This is a genomic window from Pseudidiomarina aestuarii (assembly GCF_048263735.1).
Classification (GTDB): domain Bacteria; phylum Pseudomonadota; class Gammaproteobacteria; order Enterobacterales; family Alteromonadaceae; genus Pseudidiomarina; species Pseudidiomarina aestuarii_B.
The window spans coordinates 67980-88602 of sequence record NZ_JBLXDX010000003.1; the positions used below are offsets into that span (position 1 = coordinate 67980).

General features: G+C 50.1%; 26 protein-coding genes. 9 read left to right on the forward strand and 17 right to left on the reverse strand.

All coding sequences use genetic code 11. The annotated features are described in order from the left end of the window. Nucleotide 1: 1 nt before the first annotated feature. On the reverse strand, nt 2-817 hold the full coding sequence (gene mutM / locus ACN0S4_RS07445) for a bifunctional DNA-formamidopyrimidine glycosylase/DNA-(apurinic or apyrimidinic site) lyase (protein WP_417657060.1): 816 nt from the start codon (nt 815-817) through the stop codon (nt 2-4). A gap of 35 nt (nt 818-852) precedes the next feature. On the opposite strand from mutM, the gene ACN0S4_RS07450 reads away from it, so the two are divergent. Continuing rightward, nucleotides 853-1584, forward strand: coding sequence for a 2OG-Fe(II) oxygenase (locus tag ACN0S4_RS07450; protein WP_417657061.1), 732 nt, complete (start codon nt 853-855; stop codon nt 1582-1584). Nucleotides 1585-1665: 81 nt separating this feature from the next. Here ACN0S4_RS07450 and rpmG read toward each other — a convergent pair whose 3' ends face one another. The 4 genes from rpmG to ACN0S4_RS07470 form a co-directional block, all read right to left on the reverse strand. Beyond that, the gene (gene rpmG / locus ACN0S4_RS07455) at nt 1666-1821 is read right to left on the reverse strand and encodes a 50S ribosomal protein L33 (protein ID WP_086433484.1); all 156 of its coding nucleotides are present in this window, start codon (nt 1819-1821) and stop codon (nt 1666-1668) included. Nucleotides 1822-1832: 11 nt separating this feature from the next. Then, on the reverse strand, nt 1833-2069 hold the full coding sequence (rpmB, locus tag ACN0S4_RS07460) for a 50S ribosomal protein L28 (protein ID WP_169930650.1): 237 nt from the start codon (nt 2067-2069) through the stop codon (nt 1833-1835). Nucleotides 2070-2275: 206 nt separating this feature from the next. Next, nucleotides 2276-2953, reverse strand: a complete 678-nt coding sequence (gene radC, locus ACN0S4_RS07465; RefSeq protein WP_417657461.1) for a RadC family protein — start codon at nt 2951-2953, stop codon at nt 2276-2278. Between the two features lie 94 nt (nt 2954-3047). Then, nucleotides 3048-3317 carry a hypothetical protein gene (locus tag ACN0S4_RS07470; RefSeq protein WP_169930651.1) on the reverse strand — a complete coding sequence of 90 codons (270 nt, stop codon included), beginning with the start codon at nt 3315-3317 and terminating at the stop codon, nt 3048-3050. Between the two features lie 179 nt (nt 3318-3496). Here ACN0S4_RS07470 and coaBC point away from each other — a divergent pair, with 179 nt between their 5' ends. Beyond that, entirely contained in the window at nt 3497-4714 is a 1218-nt protein-coding gene (coaBC, locus tag ACN0S4_RS07475) for a bifunctional phosphopantothenoylcysteine decarboxylase/phosphopantothenate--cysteine ligase CoaBC (protein WP_417657462.1), read from the forward strand. Nucleotides 4715-4947: 233 nt separating this feature from the next. Further along, entirely contained in the window at nt 4948-5529 is a 582-nt protein-coding gene (slmA, locus tag ACN0S4_RS07480; RefSeq protein WP_417657062.1) for a nucleoid occlusion factor SlmA, read from the forward strand. Between the two features lie 27 nt (nt 5530-5556). On the opposite strand, the gene gpsA is transcribed toward slmA, so the two are convergent. Genes gpsA through ACN0S4_RS07495 form a run of 3 tightly spaced genes read right to left on the reverse strand, consistent with a single transcriptional unit; the run spans nt 5557 to nt 7557 of the window. After that, nucleotides 5557-6576, reverse strand: coding sequence for an NAD(P)H-dependent glycerol-3-phosphate dehydrogenase (gpsA, locus tag ACN0S4_RS07485; RefSeq protein ID WP_417657063.1), 1020 nt, complete (start codon nt 6574-6576; stop codon nt 5557-5559). 29 nt (nt 6577-6605) lie between these two features. Further along, nucleotides 6606-7103 carry a protein-export chaperone SecB gene (gene secB, locus ACN0S4_RS07490; RefSeq protein WP_169930655.1) on the reverse strand — a complete coding sequence of 166 codons (498 nt, stop codon included), beginning with the start codon at nt 7101-7103 and terminating at the stop codon, nt 6606-6608. A gap of 25 nt (nt 7104-7128) precedes the next feature. Next, a complete protein-coding gene (locus tag ACN0S4_RS07495; protein WP_417657064.1) occupies nt 7129-7557 on the reverse strand; it encodes a rhodanese-like domain-containing protein in 429 nt (142 codons plus the stop codon). A 178-nt stretch (nt 7558-7735) separates the two neighbouring features. Between ACN0S4_RS07495 and gpmI the strand changes: the two genes are divergently transcribed. From gpmI to ACN0S4_RS07510, 3 genes are read left to right on the forward strand one after another with little or no spacing between them, the layout of a single operon-like run. After that, nucleotides 7736-9271, forward strand: coding sequence for a 2,3-bisphosphoglycerate-independent phosphoglycerate mutase (gpmI, locus tag ACN0S4_RS07500; RefSeq protein WP_417657065.1), 1536 nt, complete (start codon nt 7736-7738; stop codon nt 9269-9271). Next, nucleotides 9271-10419, forward strand: a complete 1149-nt coding sequence (locus tag ACN0S4_RS07505) for a murein hydrolase activator EnvC family protein (RefSeq protein WP_417657066.1) — start codon at nt 9271-9273, stop codon at nt 10417-10419. The genes gpmI and ACN0S4_RS07505 overlap by 1 nt, the downstream gene beginning before the upstream one ends. Then, entirely contained in the window at nt 10419-11135 is a 717-nt protein-coding gene (locus ACN0S4_RS07510; protein WP_417657067.1) for a divergent polysaccharide deacetylase family protein, read from the forward strand. The genes ACN0S4_RS07505 and ACN0S4_RS07510 overlap by 1 nt, the downstream gene beginning before the upstream one ends. Nucleotides 11136-11196: 61 nt before the next feature. Here the strand turns inward: ACN0S4_RS07510 and rpoH are convergent, their stop codons facing one another. The 4 genes from rpoH to ftsY form a co-directional block, all read right to left on the reverse strand. Next, the gene (rpoH, locus tag ACN0S4_RS07515) at nt 11197-12060 is read right to left on the reverse strand and encodes an RNA polymerase sigma factor RpoH (protein ID WP_417657068.1); all 864 of its coding nucleotides are present in this window, start codon (nt 12058-12060) and stop codon (nt 11197-11199) included. A 166-nt stretch (nt 12061-12226) separates the two neighbouring features. Then, a complete protein-coding gene (gene ftsX, locus ACN0S4_RS07520) occupies nt 12227-13207 on the reverse strand; it encodes a permease-like cell division protein FtsX (RefSeq protein ID WP_417657069.1) in 981 nt (326 codons plus the stop codon). A gap of 3 nt (nt 13208-13210) precedes the next feature. Further along, nucleotides 13211-13882, reverse strand: coding sequence for a cell division ATP-binding protein FtsE (gene ftsE / locus ACN0S4_RS07525; protein WP_417657070.1), 672 nt, complete (start codon nt 13880-13882; stop codon nt 13211-13213). Beyond that, entirely contained in the window at nt 13882-15039 is a 1158-nt protein-coding gene (gene ftsY, locus ACN0S4_RS07530) for a signal recognition particle-docking protein FtsY (RefSeq protein ID WP_417657071.1), read from the reverse strand. Before ftsY ends, ftsE begins: the two co-directional genes overlap by 1 nt. Before the next feature lie 95 nt (nt 15040-15134). On the opposite strand from ftsY, the gene rsmD reads away from it, so the two are divergent. Beyond that, nucleotides 15135-15740: a 16S rRNA (guanine(966)-N(2))-methyltransferase RsmD gene (gene rsmD, locus ACN0S4_RS07535; RefSeq protein WP_417657072.1), complete on the forward strand. Its 606-nt coding sequence runs from the start codon at nt 15135-15137 to the stop codon at nt 15738-15740. Further along, nucleotides 15737-16030: a DUF1145 domain-containing protein gene (locus tag ACN0S4_RS07540; RefSeq protein ID WP_417657073.1), complete on the forward strand. Its 294-nt coding sequence runs from the start codon at nt 15737-15739 to the stop codon at nt 16028-16030. The genes rsmD and ACN0S4_RS07540 overlap by 4 nt, the downstream gene beginning before the upstream one ends. Here the strand turns inward: ACN0S4_RS07540 and ACN0S4_RS07545 are convergent. Then, nucleotides 16020-16655 (reverse strand): YjaG family protein, encoded by a 636-nt coding sequence (locus ACN0S4_RS07545; protein ID WP_417657074.1) that lies wholly within the window; start codon nt 16653-16655, stop codon nt 16020-16022. The two genes, ACN0S4_RS07540 and ACN0S4_RS07545, sit on opposite strands and share 11 nt — an antisense overlap. Before the next feature lie 49 nt (nt 16656-16704). On the opposite strand from ACN0S4_RS07545, the gene ACN0S4_RS07550 reads away from it, so the two are divergent. After that, on the forward strand, nt 16705-17637 hold the full coding sequence (locus tag ACN0S4_RS07550) for a pyridoxal-phosphate dependent enzyme (RefSeq protein ID WP_417657075.1): 933 nt from the start codon (nt 16705-16707) through the stop codon (nt 17635-17637). Here the strand turns inward: ACN0S4_RS07550 and ACN0S4_RS07555 are convergent. The 4 genes from ACN0S4_RS07555 to ACN0S4_RS07570 form a co-directional block, all read right to left on the reverse strand. Continuing rightward, entirely contained in the window at nt 17634-18059 is a 426-nt protein-coding gene (locus ACN0S4_RS07555) for a VOC family protein (protein ID WP_417657076.1), read from the reverse strand. The two genes, ACN0S4_RS07550 and ACN0S4_RS07555, sit on opposite strands and share 4 nt — an antisense overlap. A 24-nt stretch (nt 18060-18083) precedes the next feature. After that, nucleotides 18084-18293 carry a hypothetical protein gene (locus ACN0S4_RS07560; RefSeq protein WP_417657077.1) on the reverse strand — a complete coding sequence of 70 codons (210 nt, stop codon included), beginning with the start codon at nt 18291-18293 and terminating at the stop codon, nt 18084-18086. Nucleotides 18294-18419: 126 nt separating this feature from the next. Beyond that, nucleotides 18420-19586, reverse strand: coding sequence for a cystathionine gamma-synthase (locus ACN0S4_RS07565; RefSeq protein ID WP_417657078.1), 1167 nt, complete (start codon nt 19584-19586; stop codon nt 18420-18422). Between the two features lie 2 nt (nt 19587-19588). Next, nucleotides 19589-20560, reverse strand: coding sequence for a PLP-dependent cysteine synthase family protein (locus ACN0S4_RS07570; protein ID WP_417657079.1), 972 nt, complete (start codon nt 20558-20560; stop codon nt 19589-19591). Nucleotides 20561-20623 lie beyond the last annotated feature (63 nt).

Sequence of the window (20623 nt, forward strand, 5' to 3'; positions counted from 1 at the left end):
GCTAGCGCTGACAGCTTGGGCAGTAAACCGTGCTGCGCTGCCCCAAGCGAATTTCTTTCAGCCGTCCCGAGCACTGCATACAGAGTTTACCGCCGCGACCATAAACCATCAGTTCTTGTTTGAAATAACCAGGCTGCCCATCTGCTTGGGTGAAATCTTGCAACGTGGTGCCGCCTTGTTCAATGGCGCGCGCTAGGGTTTGTTTAATAATAGGCACTAACTTCGCGTAACGGGCTTTGCTAATGCGTCCAGCGGCTCGCTTAGGATTAATTCCTGCCTTAAACAACGACTCATTCGCATAAATATTCCCCACGCCCACCACAACGTGATTGTCCATGATGAAGGTTTTGACGGATTGCGAACGCCCGCGTGAGGCGTTAAACAAATAGTCCAAATGGAAGTCATCGGTCAGTGGCTCAGGCCCTAGCTCTCGCAGCAGTGGATGATCAAGAGATGGATGTTCTTCACTAAATAACCAACAACCAAAACGACGTGGGTCATTGAATCGCAAGGACCACCCGCTGCCGAGTTCTAAATCCACATGGTCATGCTTAACCACAATGGTATCGGTCGGAATCACGCGAACCTTGCCCGACATGCCGAGGTGCACAATGGCATAGCCTTGCGTGGTATGGATAATCAAATACTTGGCGCGCCGCTCCACCTGAGTAATGGTTGCACCTGTGAGTTGTTGCAGTGTCTCAGGAACTGGCCAGCGCAGTCGTGCATCACGCACAATCACTTGCTTGATCACTTGGCTTTCAAGATGCGGTGCAATACCACGTCGGCTTACTTCAACTTCAGGTAACTCAGGCATTCGTTATCTCTTCGGTTCATTCGGTGGTGAGGCGCTTGCGTAAACTGCGAATCTGCCCTATATTCGCGCAACTTTCATTCATTCAACTGTATCTCTTCAAGCCCATGACAACAGCTGATTTCGAGCAAATTATCGAACTGGATGCGTTTAACACGCAGGCGATCGATTGCGAGCAATTGGCGAATCATGGCTATGTGATTGTACCGAACTTTTTGGCCACCGAACATTGCCAAGCGTTGTTTGACCACGCTGTGGCACTCGACCCCAACGCATGGCAGCAAGCGGGCATTGGACGTGCCGATCAGTACACCACCAATACGGCTGTTCGCCAAGATAAGATCCGCTGGTTGCAGCGTGACTATAAACCCGAAGCAAGCTATCTAGCATTCATGGATGCGCTCCGATTACAGATCAATCGCGAGTTGTTTATGGGCTTGTTTGACTATGAGTGTCACCTCGCGCATTACCCACCGGGTGCCTTTTACCGAAAACATCTCGATGCCTTTAAGGGTCGCAGCAATCGTATCTTGACCAGCGTGTTTTACTTGAACCCAGAGTGGCACCCCAATGACGGCGGTGAACTGGTGATGTATGACGCCAACGGTGACGTATTAGAAATGGTTTTGCCTGAAGCTGGCAAACTGGTGCTCTTTCTCAGCGATGTGTTTGTTCATGAAGTTCTTCCCGGCCAGCGTGACCGCTTTAGTATTACCGGTTGGTATCGGCACAATGCCAGTATTGGCGGTGTCATTGACCCCACCCGCTAAGCTTTATCACTAGACACAAAAAACCCGACGCGAAGTCGGGTTTTTTATCAAGCTCTTGCGGCAGGTCTGCCGAAGCAAAAATTACTTAATTTTGGCTTCTTTGAAAATCACGTGCTTACGAACCACTGGATCGAATTTTTTGATTTCCATTTTTTCAGGCATAGTGCGCTTGTTCTTGTCGGTAGTGTAGAAGAAACCAGTACCGGCAGAAGAAACTAAACGAATCTTATCACGCATGGTTTATCTCCTTACACTTTCTCGCCGCGTGCGCGCATTTCTGCAAGCACAGAGTCGATTCCGTTTTTATCAATGATACGCATTGCTTTAGTAGTAATGCGCAATTTTACCCAACGCTTTTCTGATTCAACCCAGAAGCGGTGAGATTGCAGGTTCGGCAGGAAACGACGCTTGGTCGCATTGTTCGCGTGCGAGCGGTTGTTACCCACTACCGGACGCTTTCCTGTAACTTGACATACTCGTGACATCGTTTTTTACTCCAAAATTTGCTTCAAGCTCGCCTGTCGCCCATCGCGGCCTTGCCTTGAATCCGAGGGCGCATTTTATACAGCAAATTAGCCCGGCAATCAAGTGATCGCAGTGTTTTTTTGATCGTTTCTAGATCGTTCGATCGTCCTCTCACGAATTTTTTTAACCTTTCTTGAGAGTGTCGCAACGAAGCCGCGCTACTCTACTACAATAAGCCGCGTTCGGCAAATGAAACTGGCGATCCTGAACCAATAACAAAGTGATCCAATAGCGCTACGTCGATTAAGCTCAAAGCCTTCTTGAGCCGCTCAGTCACGCGCTGATCCGCTTGGCTTGGTTCGGCTACTCCGGAGGGGTGATTATGCGCCAAAATGACAGCAGCTGCGTTGTGTTGCATCACCAATTTGATAATCTCTCGCGGATAAACGGGCGCAGCGTTAATGGTGCCATGAAATAGCTCAACGTACTTCAATAAGCGGTGCTGACTATCCAGTAGCAACACCACAAATACTTCTCGTTCCTGATGTCGTAGCTGAGCGGTTAAATAGTCCCGGACCATGGCAGGTTGTGTAAAACCATCATCGCGCTGCAATTGCCAACTGAGGTAGCGACGCGACAATTCCATGATCACTTGTAACTGCATCACTCGAGCAGGACCCACACCTGGTTGCTGCAGCAGATCTTCCGCGGATGCGGTGAGCAGTCCACCAATCCCCTTAAAGTGCTCTAATAATTCGCGGGCAAACTGCACCACATCACGTCCACGCGTTCCGGTTCCTAATAGAATGGCTAAGAGTTCGGCATCGGTTAATGTTCCTACTCCCAATGCAGCCATGCGCTCACGCGGACGTTCCTCGGCCGCCATATTCTTAATTGCTACCATCGTCATAAACCTACTCCTTGGTTTCGCTGAAAAAATGGCAGACATAAAAAAGCCACCTGACGGTGGCTCTTCGAATTTCACTGCCGGAGTTAGTTTAATTCATTCCGACTGGACGTAGTGGACCGCGCTGGTTTCTTTGCAGTTCACGTTGAGCCGTTTCTTGCTCTTCTTTCATTTGCGCAGGTGTACGACACACGCGCTTCTTGAAGTTAGTTCCTACAGTTTGTTCATTTCGACAGATGTGAGTGACGACACCTTCGTCGTTCACAACACGAACATAACCACTGCCCATGTCTTCTTCTGTCGTTGATTGGCAACCTGCTAACAACAGGGCAGCAGCGGCTGCTAAAGCTATTTTATACATGACATCTTCCATTTGTTGCGTAAAAAGGTGGTTTTCTAACCACCTCATCACCCTAACGCGTATAAATGTACGTTGCAAACACAGAAATGTAACATTTCCTATATCGCCAATTTTCTGTTCCCGTGATAAGGTTAAGATCACGTAAAAGGTAAGGACTTACTATGACCACAAGCCCCGAAATGCCGTTGTCTGGCCGCAGAATTCTGATTGGAATCAGTGGCGGGATTGCCGCTTATAAAATTCCAGAACTGGTGCGTCGCTTGAAAGATCTTGGTGCGGACGTGCGCGTGGTCATGACTCAAGGTGGTAAAGCGTTTATAACACCGCTCACTCTGCAGGCGGTGTCGGGCAATCCAGTTCACGATGATTTGTTGGATCCGGCTGCAGAAGCAGCGATGGGTCACATTGAGCTAGCGAAATGGGCTGACTTGGTATTGATTGCACCTGCCAGCGCCAGCACGCTGGGGCGGCTAGCGCATGGTTTAGCGGATGACCTGTTAAGTACGGTCTGTCTTGCAACGCCGGCTCCAATTGCCGTTGCTCCAGCAATGAATCAACAAATGTGGGCGGCACCAGCTGTCCAGGACAATATGACGCTACTACGACGCCATGGAGTTCATATTATTGAGCCAGCAAGCGGAGCACAGGCTTGTGGCGACGTTGGCGCAGGCCGCATGCCTGAACCTGCAGAATTACGTGAGGCGGTGGTCGCTCTGCTGCGCCCAAAGCCGCAAGTTCTCAGCGGTAAACACGTTGTCATAACCGCTGGGCCCACGCGCGAGGCGATAGACCCTGTTCGTTACATCAGTAATCACAGCTCAGGCAAAATGGGATTTGCGCTGGCTGCTGTCGCGCAGCAATTGGGAGCTACAGTCACCTTAGTTGCTGGTCCTTGTCAGCTCAGCACACCTCACGGTGTCGAACGGATTGATGTAATCAGTGCCGACGACATGCTGCAAGCTGTTGAAGCTGCAATTGATACAGCTGATATTTTTATCGGTTGTGCGGCGGTTGCGGATTACCGCCCACAGTCAGTCGGCTCGACCAAAATCAAGAAAAATGCAGAAAGTCTGGTGCTGGAGTTCACTCGCAATCCAGATATTCTCGCCACCGTTGCCGCTCGTGACAATCCACCCTTTACTATTGGCTTTGCGGCAGAAACCAACGATGTATTGAACTACGCAGCCGGCAAATTGACCCGCAAAAAGCTGAATTTAATTGCTGCCAATGACGTCAGCGATACGCAAATTGGTTTCAATAGCGATGACAACGCCATGACGTTGCTCTGGCATGACAAAAATAATGAATTACAACAACAGGCGCTGGGACGGGATAGCAAATTGGCGATCGCCGAAGCAATCCTGACTCAAGCCGTACAAATCATTAGTGAACAGTGAATGGTGAACAGTGAACGGAAAAGTCAAAAGATTAAAACTAGAACTCGTTCTTTTTAGTTTTAGGTTTTCCTGTTAACTGTTCACTATTTACCATCTCAGTGAACAGTGAACAGTGAATGGTGAACAGTGAACGGAAAGATCAAAAGACTAAAACTAGACCGTTCTTTTTTAGTTTTGGGTTTTCCTGTTAACTGTTAACTGTTCACTATTTACCATCTTTCCGAGGATATTTGATGACCAAGCCGAATAGAAAAGAACAGATACTTGCTACCCTAGCCGCTATGCTTGAAACCAGTCCCGGGCAGCGCATCACTACCGCGCGCTTGGCCGCCGAGTTAGGCGTATCAGAAGCTGCTTTATATCGTCACTTCCCTTCAAAGGCGCGGATGTTTGAGGGTCTCATCGAATTTACTGAGGACGCGGTCCTATCGCGCATCAATCAAGTGCTCGAAGTCGAGAAAGATACGCTCGTTCGCTGTCAGATGATGCTGCGCGTGGTGTTGACCTTTGTTGAGCGTAATCCTGGTATTACCCGCGTGTTAACCGGTGATGCATTGATGGGTGAACATGAGCGTCTGCGCAGCCGTGTCACTGGTATCTTTGACAAAATTGAAGCGAATCTGAAGCAAGCAATTCGCGAGCGTCGGTTGCGAGAGAATGTGCGAACTCGACTCGATGAAGGCATTCTAGCGAATTTGCTGATGGCGTATGCCGATGGGAAAATTTCGCAGTTCGTTCGATCGGAGTTTAAACGTGCACCGACCGAGCATTTTGATGAGCAATGGGAAACGATGGCGCAGCAACTGCTGAGCTAATTGCGCTCTCTTAAAAAGCCCGTGCGGCTATTCGGACGTGCGGGCACGACTCAACAGGTTGATTGCAGCTTGTTGTGGCGAGGTGTCACCGTAAAGCACTTCGTAAAGTTGCTCACAAATCGGCATTTCGACACCGTGACGACGAGCCAAAGCCACGACTTCACGCGTATTGCGATACCCTTCTACCGCTTGACCAATTTCTGCCATAGCATCTTCAACCGACTTACCCTGCCCTAACGCAAGCCCAAGTCGGCGATTTCGCGATTGGTTATCTGTGCAAGTCAGGATGAGATCGCCCAAACCAGCCATTCCAGTGAAGGTTTCTGGGCGTGCACCAAGCTTCAAGCCCAGTCGTGTCAGCTCGGCTAGTCCACGAGTAATGAGAGCAGTACGGGCGTTGGCACCAAAGCCAATGCCATCAGCCATACCGGCGCCAATGGCGATAACATTCTTCACCGCACCACCGAGCTGCACACCAATGAAGTCATCGTTGGTGTAGACCCGGAAGCTCTTGTCGCAGTGCAGTAACTCTGAGAGTTCTTCAACGAAAGCGGGTTCCGTCGATGACATCGAAATAGCTGTGGGCAAGCCCTTCGCCATTTCCATTGCAAACGTTGGACCGGACAACACCGCGAGGGTGTGATCACTACCGAGAATTTCTTCGGCAACTTCAAACAACAGTCGACCGGTTTCGGGTTCGAGACCTTTGGTTGCCCAAGCAATACGGGCATCTGCACGCATCAGTGGCTTAATATCATGCAGTAGCTGTGCAAAACCGTTACTCGGCACCACCACCACAATATTGCGAGCGTTTTTAACCGCAGCCGCTAGGTCATCGGTGAGTGTGAGTGAATCTGGCAAGCGAACACCCGGCAGGTAGCGAGGGTTCTCGCGCCGGTGTTGCATAGTGGCGATTTGTTTACTGTCACGACCCCATAAACACGTGGGGGTACCCTTGCGCGAAAAACAAAGTGCTAGGGCAGTTCCGTAGGAACCGGCACCTAGCACTGTTACTTGCGAGTGGGCACACGAACTATGGTTACTCAAGAAGAGTTCCTAGTTTCTGTGTCGTCGACTTACGCGTCAGCTTGCGCTTCGGCTTGCTGTTGACGCTGTTGCAAATGTTGTGCGAACACTGCGTCAAAGTTTACCGGAGCCAAGTTCAATTGCGGGAATGAAGCACGGCTTACCATGCTTGCTAAGACTTCACGCGCATACGGGAATAAGATGTTCGGGCAGAATGCACCAACTAAGTGTGCACGTTGTGCTTCTTCAATTGAATCAGCAATAGTGAAGATACCGGCTTGGTGAACTTCAGCCAAGAAAGCAACGTCGCCACCTACTTTGTTCGTCGCAGTGATTTTCAAAACGACTTCGTAAGTGTTGTCTTCAATTTTGGTGTTCTTGACGTTTAAGTCGAGGCTCAACTCTGGCTGCCATTCTTTACGGAAAATAGCAGGCGTGTTTGGCGCTTCAAATGAAACATCTTTCACGTAAATGCGTTGAATTGCGAATTGTTGTTGCGCCTGCGCTTGGTCTTGTGCCGCGCCGTTTACTTGCTGCTCGTCAGCCATGTCATTACTTCCTATTAAATTGAGGTTATTTCTTAATCAGCGGAAAACTAGCGGCTTGCCAGCTTGAGATCCCACCTTGGAGTACGGCAACCTTCTCAAACCCAGCTTTACTGAGGTTGCTGGCGACGCCTTTTGCGGTCATCCCTGTTGCACATACCAACACGATGGGGGCAGATTTGTATTTCTCAAGTGAACCTAACTCATTTTTCCGAATTCGTTCAGCAGTAAGGTGCACCGCATCTGCAATATGGCCCTTGCGATAATCATCCATAGAACGAATATCTACAAATACGCCGTCGTTGCGGTTCACGAGTAACGTCGCTTGCTGAGCCGTCAATTGCTGAATATTTGACGTGGCAGCTTGCACCGAAGTTACAATAATGGCGATCAATAACACCACCCAGAGCGTACTCATAATGGGGTGATTTGCAGCGAAAGCCAGAATGTCTTCCATACGACGTTATCTCCTACTAAAAAATCAAGCCACAGAGTATACCTACTGAAATGGCAGTTGCCAGTAAAATTTGCCCCATTTTTGCGGCTATTCGTAGCTTTCAATGGATGCGATTTAGAGCAAAATCGCATAAAATAGCTGCAACATTCTGAAATTACTAGAAACCGTCGAGGCAGTTATGACTCAAGCGAAAGCGCCACTCGCCCTGCTCATTTTAGATGGCTGGGGATATCGCGAAGAAACCCAAGACAACGCCATTGCGGCGGCGCGTACGCCGAACATGGATAAGCTGTGGGCCGAGCGCCCGCACACGCTCGTGGACGGCTCAGGTATGGCGGTGGGTTTACCCGACGGACAAATGGGCAACTCAGAAGTTGGCCACGTCAATTTAGGCGCAGGTCGTATTGTCTATCAAGACTTCACGCGCATCAGTAAAGCTATTCAAGACGGAGAGTTCTCGAACAATGCTGTCTTCCTTGATGCGTTAGCTGCTGCCAAACAAGCGGGCGGCGCCGTACATATTATGGGGCTGTTGTCGCCAGGTGGCGTGCATAGCCACGAAGAACATTTGCTGGCGATGGTTGAATTAGCCGCCCAGCAAGGTGCTAGCAAGATTTATGTGCATGCATTTTTAGACGGTCGGGATACGCCGCCGCGCTCCGCACGAGCGAGTATTGAGCGCTTTGAGCGTCGCTTCGCGGAGCTCGGTGTCGGCCGTTTCGCGAGTTTGTGTGGTCGCTATTTTGCGATGGATCGTGATAAGCGTTGGGATCGTGTCGAGCAGGCTTGGCAATTACTCGTGGACGGCCACGGCGCGTTCCATGCTGAGACGGCAGTAGACGGATTGGCTGATGCCTACGAGCGCGATGAGAACGACGAATTTGTAAAACCAACCGTCATTGGTGACGCCGCTCCTATGCAAGACGGCGATGCGGTGTTCTTTATGAACTTCCGTGCCGACCGCGCACGTGAATTGTCTCACGCCTTCCTCGATAGTGATTTCGACGGTTTTACTCGCTCAAAGCAGCCGAAACTGAGCTCATATGTTATGTTGACCGAGTATTCCAAAGACCTCCAGGGGCCGATTGCCTACCCGCCAGAACCACTCAATAACGTGCTTGGTGATTGGCTAGCGCAGCACAACAAGACTCAACTCCGCATTTCGGAAACCGAGAAGTATGCGCATGTCACTTTCTTTTTCAGCGGTGGCCGGGAAGAGGAATTCGCCGGCGAGAAGCGGGTGTTGATTCCATCACCTAATGTTGCAACCTACGATTTGCAACCAGAAATGAGCTCCGAACAACTCACCGATGCACTGGTTGATGCGATTCATGGCGGCGAGTTTGACGTGATTGTCTGCAATTATCCAAACGGCGACATGGTTGGCCATACGGGTAATTTCGATGCGGCGGTGAAAGCTATCGAGGCAGTAGATACCAGCATCGGTCGTGTCGTTGCGGCCCTGCAGGAAGTTGGTGGTGAGTGTTTAATTACCGCAGACCATGGTAACGCGGAACAAATGCATGACCATGACACGGGTCAGTCACATACCGCCCACACCAGCGAATTGGTGCCATTTATTTACGTCGGGCGCGATGCTACTCCGCGTGATGGTGCGCGCTTGTCGGATGTTGCACCCACCATGCTCCATTTGTTGGGGCTACCGCAACCAGCCGAAATGACTGGCACGCCGATCATGAAGTTGAAACGCTAATGCGTATTCTGGTTGCTGCTCTTTTATTACTGCTGGCTGCGCCAAGTTACGCTTGGCAACAGAATGCGATAGAGAACGCGACTGCAGAAGAAAAAGCAGCAACCGAAGCACGTCTCGAAGCTCTGGCCAAAGAGCTGGAGCGTCGAGAAGCCGCTATTCAACAGCGCGCTAAACAACTGTCGATTACAGAGAACGAACTGCGTCAGTTGGAGTTACAGATGAGCGCAGTGGCCGGTGAGTTGAACGCTACTCGCGATGCCATTGCTGCCACTGAAGCTCGACTCGCTACCCTTCAACAGCAACAAACTGAACTTGAACAGCAGCAAGCACAGCAATTGGCGTTGTTGGCCAAGCAGCTGGATGCAGCTTACCGCATTGGTGAGCATGACTATTTGAAGTTGGTGCTTAATCAAGAAGACCCCGCGAAGTTTGAACGTTTGCTCGGTTATTATGGCTATTTCAATCGCGCTCGGTTAGAGCAAGTTGCTGAACTGCGTAAAACACAGAATCAGCTGGAAGGTGTAAAAGCCGATATTGTCACCGAACAACAGATCCTTGAAAACCAAGCACGTGAGCAACGGCAACAGCAAGGCGTGCTGCAGTCACAGCAGAAAGAACAACAAAACATCGCCGCTAAATTAGCGCGTGAGCAATCCGCCGACCAGCAACGCATTTCACAACTCCGTAAAGACCAAGAAGCACTCGAACAAGTATTGGCCGCCATTATTGCCGCTATGCGTGATGAGCCACGACTTGATGGCTTGGCGTCATTAAAAGGCAAGCTGGCTTGGCCTGCTGATGGCAAAGTGCAACGACTCTTTGGTGTCGCGCGCAGTGGTGGCGTTACTTGGAAAGGTGTGATTATTAATGGGACCGAGGGTGAGCCGGTGCGAGCCATCGCAGATGGGCGCGTCTTGTTTGCTAATTGGTTACGCGGTTTCGGTTTAGTGATTGTATTGGACCATGGTGACGGCTATTTGAGCCTGTACGGACATAACCAAACGATTATTCCGCAGGTGGGAGAGCTCGTTCGACAAGGTTCCACTATTGCACTGGTCGGTCAGTCTGGTGGTCGCAGCGAACCGGGTGTGTATTTTGAAATTCGCGTCAAAGGTGACGCGGTGAATCCGACGCAATGGATGCGCTGATGCGGACATTCGCCATTGCTCTGCTGATGTCCGTAAGTAGTGCGAACGCATGGGCTGCGCAAGTAGCCATTATTATTGACGATATGGGTCATCATCGCAGCAACCAACGTTTTATTGAACTCGCTTCACCGCTCACTTTTTCTTTTCTGCCCTACACCGCCTTTGCGGCTGAGCAAGCTCAGCAAGCCGCCTCAGCTGGGTATGAAGTGATGCTGCATTTGCCCATGGCCTCAGGCCCACATCATGACGCCGGCATCGACGCCCTACAACTGGATGAATCACAAGAAGAGCTAGTCGCACGCATGAATGCTGCACTCGCCCGCATCCCACAAGCTCGTGGCGTCAACAATCATATGGGTAGTCTGTTAACCACCAATGTCGCAGCCATGAAGTCGGTCATGATTGAGCTCGCGAACCGCGAACTGTTTTTTATCGATAGCCGCACCACTGCTGAAACCGTCGCTGAAGCAACGGCACGTTTGGCCGGAGTCCCGACTGCTCGACGACATGTCTTTCTCGATCACGAACGCACGTCCGAAGGGCTAATCAAGGCTTGGGAAGAATTGTTGAAGCAAGCTGAGGAACGGGGTTTTGCTATCGCTATCGCGCATCCACACGATATGACTTACGACTTTCTGCGAGAACATTTGGGGGAACTCAATGAGCGCGGAATCAAGCTGGTACCAGTGTCAGAACTAACTGACAGGGAACAGTAAACAGTTAACGGTGAACAGAAAAATACAAAACTATTCTCTGTTCACCATTCACTTTGTGTTTTTAATTCATCGCCATTCGCAGTTTCTTCATAGCATTGGCTTCGAGTTGACGCACTCGTTCAGCCGATACCTGATACTTATCTGCCAATTCTTGCAGCGTGGTTTTGTTTTCTTCATCTAACCAGCGGGCGCGAACGATATCTTGGCTGCGCTCGTCGAGAGTGCGAATGGCAGCAAACAAACGTTTTTGCGTATGTGCTTCCCACTGCTCGGTCTCAACTTCTTCAGCTAAGTCAGAACGTTTGTCTTCAAGATATTGAGCCGGTGAGTAGGCAGTACCGTCACGCGAATCATCATCATCAGAACTTAATTCAAAGGCTTGGTCATGAGCACTCATGCGTGCTTCCATTTCCAATACTTCCGAGGTGCTTACCCCTAACGTCTCGGCTACCGTGTTCACTTCTTCTTGAGTAAACCAGCCCAAACGCTTTTTCATCTTACGCAGGTTGAAGAATAATTTACGTTGCGCTTTGGTGGTTGCTACCTTCACCATGCGCCAGTTCTTCAACACATATTCGTGGATTTCTGCTTTAATCCAATGCACAGCAAATGACACCAAGCGCACACCAACCTTTGGATCAAAGCGACGAACCGCTTTCATCAGGCCAATGTTACCTTCTTGAATCAAATCAGCTTGTGGCAGACCGTAACCCGAATAACCCCGCGCAACATGCACGACAAAGCGCAAATGCGACATGATCAGCTGACGAGCTGACTCTAGGTCGTTATCTTCGACTAAACGTTCTGCTAATTCGCGTTCTTCTTCAGCGCTCAGCATAGGAATGCGATTGACCGACTGAACATAGGCCTCCAGGCTTCCGCTCTGGGGAACCATTAACGCCATATTTGTCATTTCAGCACTCATGCAATTACATCCTCTTTAATTTGTGTCTGGAACCTCTTTGAAGTGCTCCATCCGAGTCACTTACCAGACACACATCAGACCAGTGACGGTCTGAAAAGTTCCGTTATTCTAGCAAAGCTAATTAGGGTTGCAATAGCGCTGCCTATACCTTCGATATAAGGACGATTTATTGTGGTTCAATACTACTGACGTGTTTTCTTACCGCCAAGTACGAACCAAACAGTCCAAACAGGATAGCCAGCAACCATAGAATGCCCATTTCACTGACGCTCAGGCCTTCGAGATAAAATTGTGAATCATACAATTCACTAATCCCAACGACCGCGTCTTGAATCCACCATATCAGTACGGCAGTGGCAAACCACGCGATCACACCACCAATGACACCATACCACACCCCGGTATATAAAAAGGGGCGCTGGATGTAACTGTTTGTTGCACCCACCAGCTTCATCACGACAATTTCGTCGCGTTTGCTATTAATATTCAAGCGAATGGTATTGCCGACAATCAGAACAACCGACAGGCATAATAGAATGGCTAGTGCCAAGAACCCATCGCGAACCAAATTCAATAACGCTTGTAAGCGTTCCAGCCAGGTTAAATCAAGCCGAGCTTCAGCCACTTCACGTTCTTTTTGCAGCTCCAACAACAACGCTTGTGCAGCTTGCGCACTGCGCCGTTCGACCGCAGGTACTACCACCAATACATCTGGTAGCGGATTCTCTGGCAAGGCATCCAGCGCATCACCGAATCCAGAGCCCTCACGAAATTCAGCGAGCGCCTCGTCTTTTGGTATCCAACGCACCGACTCAATGTCGTCGGACAAATTCAAGCGCTTAGTAAAGGTGGCAATTTCTTGTTGAGACAGACCGCTGCGCAAAAATAAGGTCATTTCGGCTGCTTGGTCCCAGTCACCACCTACTTTTTCGGTATTTTTGACCACCACATAGAGCGTGGCAGGCAAGGTTAAGCTTAATCCGAGCACCGCCATCGTCATCATGCTCGCTAACGGATATCGGGCTAATTCACCGAGACTCGCAATACACTGCTGTGCATTGTGCACAAAAAACATGACAAAACGACGAAAGCCGGAGATTTTGACTTGGGAAGCGCCGCTGCTGCGTTGACGAAACAGTAGACTCATCGATTAAGCCTCCTGCAAACCGTCGTTGATCATGCGCCCGTCTTTGAGTGACAACGTGCGATAACGCAAGCGCGCAATCAAGCCCAAGTCATGGGTTGCAATCAACACTGAAACGCCCACTCGATTAAAGTCCTCAAACAGCTTGATGATTTCCATCGATAATTTGGGATCGAGGTTGCCGGTTGGCTCATCCGCCAGCAACAAAGGCGGCTTATTCACTACTGCGCGCGCAATACCCACGCGCTGCTGTTCACCGCCCGAGAGCATCATTGGATAATGTTTAAGTTTGTCACCCAAGCCTACTTTTTCCAGCGATGCCTGCACACGTTTCCGCGCTTCCTGCATGCTGTACCCCTCAATCAACAAGGGTAAAGCGACGTTATCGAGCACGGTTTTATCCATCAATAAGCGATGGTCTTGGAAAATCATGCCGATGTCGCGGCGCACATACGGAATTTGCTTTGCTGTGACACGACGCAAATCGTGACCATTAATCAACACGCGGCCTGCGGTTGGTCGCTCCATCATGCCAATCAGTTTCAGCAAGGTACTTTTGCCAGCACCTGAGTGACCCGTTAAAAAGGCCATCTCACCGGGTTCCACATGAAAACTCACTTGGTTCAGGGCTTGGAAACCGCCGGGATAGGTTTTACTGACCTGCTCAAACTTAATCATTAGGCTTGCGTCTCTGGTTGCTTCTCTGGTTGAATTTCTCTCTGAAACAGAGCCTGCACAAAATCTTTCGCGACAAACGGCCGCAAGTCATCAATACCCTCACCGACGCCAATGTAACGAATCGGGATCTGGAATTGATCGGCAATTGCAAAAATTACCCCGCCTTTCGCCGTGCCGTCCAGTTTCGTCAGCGTAATACCCGTTACACCTACCGCTTCGGTAAATAGTTTGGCCTGGCTAATCGCGTTTTGACCGGTGCCCGCATCCAGAGTCAGCATCACTTCGTGCGGTGCATCCGGATCGACCTTTTTCATCACGCGAACGACCTTTTTCAACTCGTCCATTAAGTGAGCTTTATTCTGCAAACGACCTGCAGTGTCGGCAATCAACACATCCACGCCGCGCGCTTTCGCCGCCTCAACTGCATCATAAATCACCGAGGCACTGTCCGCACCGGTATGTTGTGCGACCACTGGAATATCGTTGCGCTCGCCCCATACTTGTAATTGTTCTACGGCTGCCGCTCGGAAGGTATCACCCGCAGCTAACATCACCGACTTGCCTTCGCGCTTAAACTGCTGTGCGAGCTTACCAATGGTGGTGGTTTTGCCCACGCCATTCACGCCGACCATCAAAATGACATAAGGGCTCGCGGTTGCGGTTTGTAATGGTTGCTCCACCGCCGCCAGAATTTCCGTCATGTCGTCCTGCAACAGCTGATACAGGGCACCCGCGTCTTGCAACTGACGACGATCAGCTTGTGCCGTCAGGCGCTCGACAATTTTCAATGTGGTCGGCACGCCAATATCAGCGGTGAGCAGTTGCGTTTCTAGATCTTCAAACAGCTCATCATCAATTTTCTTGTCTTTAAATAATCCCCACAAGCCATCACCGATAGCCGTGGACGTCTTTTTCAAACCGCTGGTTAGGCGCTGCCAAAAGCTCGGTTGAGTCGGCTTTTCGGGCTGCTTCACTCGTGACTCTGCAGTAACCTGCGCACAAATTTCCGTCGCATCAGGGCTTAATGGTTTCGGCTCTGGTTCAGGCTCAGACGTCGGCTGTTCGGTTTCAACAGCAGGCACGTCCTGATGTTCAACCTCTGTAGACTCAGAATCCTGCTTCTTCTCGGACTTTTTCTTAAATAACGAAAACACCATGCCGACACTCGCCTCTTCTACAACTCTTAATCACATTACGCTACACTAGCGCCCATCTATTGACACTAGTTTACCTCATTAGGCGCTACTGTAGCATGCCCCGAAAGCCGAACAAGTCAACGCCAGATAAAAATACCGGCAGCCTCCGTATCATCGGTGGGCAGTTACGTGGTCGTAAGCTCAGTATTGCTGATGTTCCGGGCTTGCGGCCTACCACTGATCGCATTCGCGAAACCGTCTTTAATTGGCTGCAATTTGAGTTGGCCGATGCACGCGTTTTGGATTGTTTTGCTGGAAGTGGTGCGTTGGGCTTTGAGGCTTTATCACGAGGCGCGCAGCTGGTGATTCTGGCGGAGCAAGATCGCCAAGCCACACAACTCTTAAATGAGCACGCGCGAACGCTGAGTGCTGCTGGTTCGGGACAAGCGTTAGTCCAGCCGGGTGATGTGCTTAACTTCTTGAAGACACCGCCGGCACAACCGATGAATGTGGTCTTCGTTGACCCACCGTTTCGACTCGAGTTGGCGGAACGAACCATTGCGCTACTCGACCAAAACCAATGGGTTCAAGAAGGCAGTTGGGTCTATATTGAAACCGAAAATGATTGGCGCGGTGAAGTACCCTTGCATTGGCGGCTGCATCGCGAAAAAGTTGCAGGACAAGTGGCATTTCGATTATTTGAAGTAGGAGCTCCACAATGAGCGCAGCAATTTGGTTAGGTCGGTTCTTATTTGCGTTGGTGTGGGGTGCATTATTGGCGAATTTGGTTTGGCCATTCCCTGGCAAAGGCTTCGCGCTCTTCTTGATCTTGCTGTTTGTACTGCTAGCGATTCATTTGCTGCAATTATTGATGTTTGCCAGCGCCTATCGACACTTGGTGCAATGGCGTCGCGGTGATTACTGGCAAATAGTTCTGTTTGGGATTGTTGGGTGGTTTGCGGTGTTGAACGCGCAGCCCAAGCGTGAAAAAGAATCAAAGGCTAATCTTTGACGCGTTCTTCCAGCTCTTCAACGCTCACACCAATATTGGAAATACCTTCATCGCGAGCCATACCGCGCACTTGCTGCACTAACTCTTTTGACGGCTGCGGGTGCGCACTGGAAATCGTCTCCAAGTAATTCAACACTCCTTGCTGAATCTCAATTTCATACTGTGTGAGTTCATGGTCACGCAGCAATTTACGTCGTTCTTGCGGCTCCAGCTCGGCACCTTCTGTTAGTTCTAGAAACTTGGCGACGCTGGCTTGGGATATCTTCGCAACACTCACCAGTTCGGCGCTGCTGTTATCGATCAAGCCCTGTAATAATGTGCTAACAGCAGTGCAAGCATCCATGGCTGGATACACGCCCAGCATGTCGTGACCGTGTTCACTGGGGGTGACGTCGTCAACTTTTTCTTGCCAGCGGGAGAAGTTCACTTTGACTTTCTTACCTTGCCAAACCCAATCCCAGCAGGCGTTCAATGCGCTATGCAGCGGTTTGGGATCGCCAAAACCTGTGACTTGATAGAATAAGTCGTAATTGGGCACCATACGCTCACATAGATATAGAGCAAGCACGGTTTGATAGGCCATCGGCAAGGCACGAATGCGTTCAAAGGTATTCAAAACTGGCATAAAATTCCTGTTAAACTGAGCAGGTTCACTTCGTTGCGGAATAGTATACATGCAAAATACTTTGGATGAGCAGTTCACCGCGGTCAAAGCCGCCGCTGAATGTTTGGGAGATCGCGTTCGCCTGACTCCGGTGATTCATTCACTCGGATTAGATGCAGCTCTAGGCTGTGCGGTCTGGCTGAAGTGTGAACATGAGCAGCATACTGGCGCTTTCAAATTTCGTGGCGCCATGCATGCCCTCCTACAACTTTCAGAGGCCGAACGCGCGGCTGGCGTATACACAGTATCTAGCGGTAATCACGGCGCAGCGCTCGCGGCGGCAGGTCAACAGTTGGGTATTGATGTGCGGGTTGGCGTTGCCAGCAATGCTTCGGCGGTCAAACGTGCCAACATGGAACGCTACCAAGCCGAACTGATCACCATTGAGCCCGGTATGGCAGCTCGAGAAGCTTTTGTGGCCTCCCAACAAGACAGCGGCCGCACCTTTATCCCACCGTATAATCATGATTGGATTGTCGCTGGACAAGGAACGGCGGCACTGGAACTGGTGCAAGCGCAACCACAACTTGATGTTTTAGTCGCGCCTTTAGGTGGGGGTGGCTTGTTAAGCGGAACCAGTATTGTCGCGCGCCAGCATGGCATGAAGGTGTTTGGTGTTGAACCTGAGTTGGCGGCAGATGGTTTCGCGTCGCTTGACGCCGGAGCTATTCAACCGGCTATGCCACCTACCAGTATTTGTGATGGCTTATTGACTAGTTTAGGTTCCGTAACGTTTCGGCTGTTGCAACAGCATCTTGAAGCCATTTTATTGGTGAGTGATGATGAGGCGGCGACGGCTCAGCAGCTCTGTTATGAGCATACCGACCAATGGATTGAGCCGTCTTCAGCTGTGGTGTTAGCAGCACTCAAGCGCTACCCAGAACATTTTCAAGGGCAACGCGTGGGTGTCATTATTTCCGGTGGGAACGCGCTTAAAAGCTAGGTTGCGAACAACTGACTCATATCGTTAAACGCTTTAAATTCCAAAGCATTCCCGCAGAAGTCATGGAAGAACATAGTGGCTTGCTCGCCAGGTTTCCCTTTAAAGCGAATGTGCGGCTCAATCACGAACTGAATGTTGTGTTGACGCAGCCGCTCAGCCAATGCTTCCCAATCCGCCATGGTCAATACCACGCCAAAATGTGGCACAGGTACGGCATGCCCATCAACCGCATTGTGATGCAATTGAGGCACTTGATCTGGAGCTAGGTGGGTAACGAATTGGTGGCCGAAAAAGTCCCAGTCCACCCATTCAGGCGCACTGCGACCTTCACTTAAACCGAGAACTTCACCGTAGAAGGCGCGAGCTTGGGCGATATCCTTAACTGGAACCGCCAGATGAAAAGGCTGAATTTGAGAACGCATACTACGCGTACAACCTCACAAGAATTAGTTTTTGACAGTGACCATATTGACTGGTTTGCGCCATAAACGCACACCCACGGCAACCAATAGAATTGCCCAATTGACCGGCGGCAACATTCCTACAACTAGCATGGCAAGCATATTCCACAACGGCTGACGATGGTGTTGACCGACCAGCACATAAAACAACAGCGCCGCCACTAACCCTTGCAAAATAAAGAGGCTAAGAGGCATAAAATAGTCCTGTATTGTTCTGTTTTTAATTGTGGACTAAGCCTACAACATCTTCTTTGAATTGTAAAAGAGTGTAAATATGGCTGTCACACAAGTGTGCAACAGCCATCATTTATTCACTAATTATTAGGCACTTAGCGCTCGATCAAGATCGGCGATGAGATCATCCAAATCTTCAATTCCGACCGAGATGCGAACAAAGTTGTCCAAAATTCCAAGCTTTTCACGGTTCTCTTTTGGAATCGACGCATGGGTCATAATGGCAGGATGTTCAATCAAGCTTTCCACGCCACCGAGGCTCTCTGCTAACGCAAAAATCTCGACCGATTCAAGGAAACGACGCGCCTTGTTGATGTCACCTTTGAGCAAAATCGAAATCATTCCACCAAAGCCTGACATCTGCCGTTTGGCAAGTTCGTGCTGAGGGTGACTCGGTAAGCCAGGATAAATGACTTTTTCAACTTGCGGGTGCTGATCGAGCCACTCGGCTAGCTTCATAGCCGCCTGGTTATGATGCTGCATGCGTAACGCTAAGGTTTTAACACCACGTAGCGCAAGATACGAATCAAATGGTCCAGCAATCGAGCCCACAGCGTTCTGCAGGAAGGTCAATTGCTCTTCTAGTTCGTCGTTGTCGCCGACTACGACAATACCGCCAACCATATCTGAATGACCATTGAGGTATTTGGTTGCGGAGTGCATGACAATATCTGCACCCTGCTCAATTGGACGCTGATTGAACGGTGTTGCAAAGGTATTGTCGACCACCACAATAATGTTGTGCTGTTTCGCAATCGCGACAATGGCCTCAATGTCGACCAGCTTCAGCATCGGGTTACTTGGGGTTTCGACCCAAATCATCCGAGTCTTGGCAGTAATAGCCGCTTCAACTGCTTTAAGGTCAACCAAATCAACGTACGAGAATTCTAGACCTGCGGAACGACCACGGACCTTGTCGAATAAGCGGAAGGTGCCGCCGTACAAATCGTCCATGGCAATCACATGGTCGCCGGTGTTCAGTAGCTCCATGATGGTGGCAGTTGCCGCCATACCCGAGGCAAATGCATAGCCTTTGCGCCCACTTTCTAAGTTGGCGACTGAACGCTCCCACGCAAACCGAGTTGGGTTGTGTGAACGGGAATACTCAAAACCTTTATGAACACCTGGGCTCTCTTGAATATAGGTAGAGCTGGTGAAAATAGGTGGCATCACCGCGCCAGTTGCTGGCTCGGGTGCTTGTCCACCGTGAATAGTGCGGGTCGCAAATTTTAACTGCTTCTTGCTGTCAGCCATGCTTACTTCTCCAATAGACCACGTTCGTTCATCCACTCGTCGTTGTAGAGCTTCGACAAGTAACGATTACCGGTATCACAAGCTAATGTGACCACACGTTTAGGGGTTGTTTGTTCGCGACAATAACGCAATGCCGCAGCAATCAGGGTACCGCTGGACGAGCCGACCATGACGCCCTCTTTCACCAGTAGTTCGCGGGCGGTGGCAAATGCTTCTTTGTCGCTGATCGCGTATGCGCTTGATGCCAAGTCGATCTCACAGATATCCGGAATAAAGTCTTCGCCAATACCCTCAACCAACCAACTTCCGGCATCGACGGTTTCATTGCGGTTGACCAACGGCTCCAAAATAGACCCTTCTGGATCGGCTAATACTAAATCCACATCGCTGTTTTTCTCTCTGAGGAAACGACCGATGCCACTCAAGGTACCGCCTGAACCAACGCCACACACAAACGCATCCAACTTGCCTTCCATCTGTTCCCAAATTTCTGGGCCAGTGGTGTTGTAGTGCGCTGCAACGTTGGCAGGGTTAGCAAATTGGTTCACGTAGAAATAGCCGTGCTCTTGCGCCAAACGCGCTGCCATATCTTGATAGTATTCTGGGTGGCCTTTTTGCACGTCTGAACGAGTTTGCACGACTTCGGCACCCATCGCGCGCAAGTTGTTGACCTTTTCTGATGACATTTTGTCAGGCATCACAATTTTCAACGGGTAACCCTTGCTCGCCGCCACCAAAGCTAGACCTAACCCAGTGTTACCAGCAGTGGCTTCGATAATGGTCATGCCCGGCTTCAATTTACCTTCGCGTTCTGCCGCTTCGATCATGCTCACTGCAATACGATCTTTAATGGAACCGCCTGGGTTCATAAGTTCCATTTTGAGATAGAGTTCGCAGGGGCCAGTATCAATGGTAGAAACTTTGACCATCGGCGTGTTGCCGATCATTTCGAGCACGTTTTGATAAACCTTCATGGTGTGTCCGTCTGTTGATTCAAAAATATGCGGCTATTATCCATGATGCGTGGATTAGATGCC

Excerpts from the sequence above, each read along its gene's own strand:
- mutM (WP_417657060.1), bottom strand. The coding sequence starts at position 817 with ATGCCTGAGTTACCTGAAGTTGAAGTAAGCCGACGTGGTATTGCACCG.
- rpmG (WP_086433484.1), bottom strand. The coding sequence starts at position 1,821 with ATGCGTGATAAGATTCGTTTAGTTTCTTCTGCCGGTACTGGTTTCTTC.
- rpmB (WP_169930650.1), bottom strand. The coding sequence starts at position 2,069 with ATGTCACGAGTATGTCAAGTTACAGGAAAGCGTCCGGTAGTGGGTAAC.
- radC (WP_417657461.1), bottom strand. The coding sequence starts at position 2,953 with ATGGTAGCAATTAAGAATATGGCGGCCGAGGAACGTCCGCGTGAGCGC.
- ACN0S4_RS07470 (WP_169930651.1), bottom strand. The coding sequence starts at position 3,317 with ATGTATAAAATAGCTTTAGCAGCCGCTGCTGCCCTGTTGTTAGCAGGT.
- coaBC (WP_417657462.1), top strand. The coding sequence starts at position 3,497 with ATGCCGTTGTCTGGCCGCAGAATTCTGATTGGAATCAGTGGCGGGATT.
- slmA (WP_417657062.1), top strand. The coding sequence starts at position 4,948 with ATGACCAAGCCGAATAGAAAAGAACAGATACTTGCTACCCTAGCCGCT.
- secB (WP_169930655.1), bottom strand. The coding sequence starts at position 7,103 with ATGGCTGACGAGCAGCAAGTAAACGGCGCGGCACAAGACCAAGCGCAG.
- ACN0S4_RS07495 (WP_417657064.1), bottom strand. The coding sequence starts at position 7,557 with ATGGAAGACATTCTGGCTTTCGCTGCAAATCACCCCATTATGAGTACG.
- gpmI (WP_417657065.1), top strand. The coding sequence starts at position 7,736 with ATGACTCAAGCGAAAGCGCCACTCGCCCTGCTCATTTTAGATGGCTGG.
- ACN0S4_RS07505 (WP_417657066.1), top strand. The coding sequence starts at position 9,271 with ATGCGTATTCTGGTTGCTGCTCTTTTATTACTGCTGGCTGCGCCAAGT.
- ACN0S4_RS07510 (WP_417657067.1), top strand. The coding sequence starts at position 10,419 with ATGCGGACATTCGCCATTGCTCTGCTGATGTCCGTAAGTAGTGCGAAC.
- rpoH (WP_417657068.1), bottom strand. The coding sequence starts at position 12,060 with ATGAGTGCTGAAATGACAAATATGGCGTTAATGGTTCCCCAGAGCGGA.
- ftsX (WP_417657069.1), bottom strand. The coding sequence starts at position 13,207 with ATGAGTCTACTGTTTCGTCAACGCAGCAGCGGCGCTTCCCAAGTCAAA.
- ftsE (WP_417657070.1), bottom strand. The coding sequence starts at position 13,882 with ATGATTAAGTTTGAGCAGGTCAGTAAAACCTATCCCGGCGGTTTCCAA.
- ftsY (WP_417657071.1), bottom strand. The coding sequence starts at position 15,039 with ATGGTGTTTTCGTTATTTAAGAAAAAGTCCGAGAAGAAGCAGGATTCT.
- rsmD (WP_417657072.1), top strand. The coding sequence starts at position 15,135 with ATGCCCCGAAAGCCGAACAAGTCAACGCCAGATAAAAATACCGGCAGC.
- ACN0S4_RS07540 (WP_417657073.1), top strand. The coding sequence starts at position 15,737 with ATGAGCGCAGCAATTTGGTTAGGTCGGTTCTTATTTGCGTTGGTGTGG.
- ACN0S4_RS07545 (WP_417657074.1), bottom strand. The coding sequence starts at position 16,655 with ATGCCAGTTTTGAATACCTTTGAACGCATTCGTGCCTTGCCGATGGCC.
- ACN0S4_RS07550 (WP_417657075.1), top strand. The coding sequence starts at position 16,705 with ATGCAAAATACTTTGGATGAGCAGTTCACCGCGGTCAAAGCCGCCGCT.
- ACN0S4_RS07555 (WP_417657076.1), bottom strand. The coding sequence starts at position 18,059 with ATGCGTTCTCAAATTCAGCCTTTTCATCTGGCGGTTCCAGTTAAGGAT.
- ACN0S4_RS07560 (WP_417657077.1), bottom strand. The coding sequence starts at position 18,293 with ATGCCTCTTAGCCTCTTTATTTTGCAAGGGTTAGTGGCGGCGCTGTTG.
- ACN0S4_RS07565 (WP_417657078.1), bottom strand. The coding sequence starts at position 19,586 with ATGGCTGACAGCAAGAAGCAGTTAAAATTTGCGACCCGCACTATTCAC.
- ACN0S4_RS07570 (WP_417657079.1), bottom strand. The coding sequence starts at position 20,560 with ATGAAGGTTTATCAAAACGTGCTCGAAATGATCGGCAACACGCCGATG.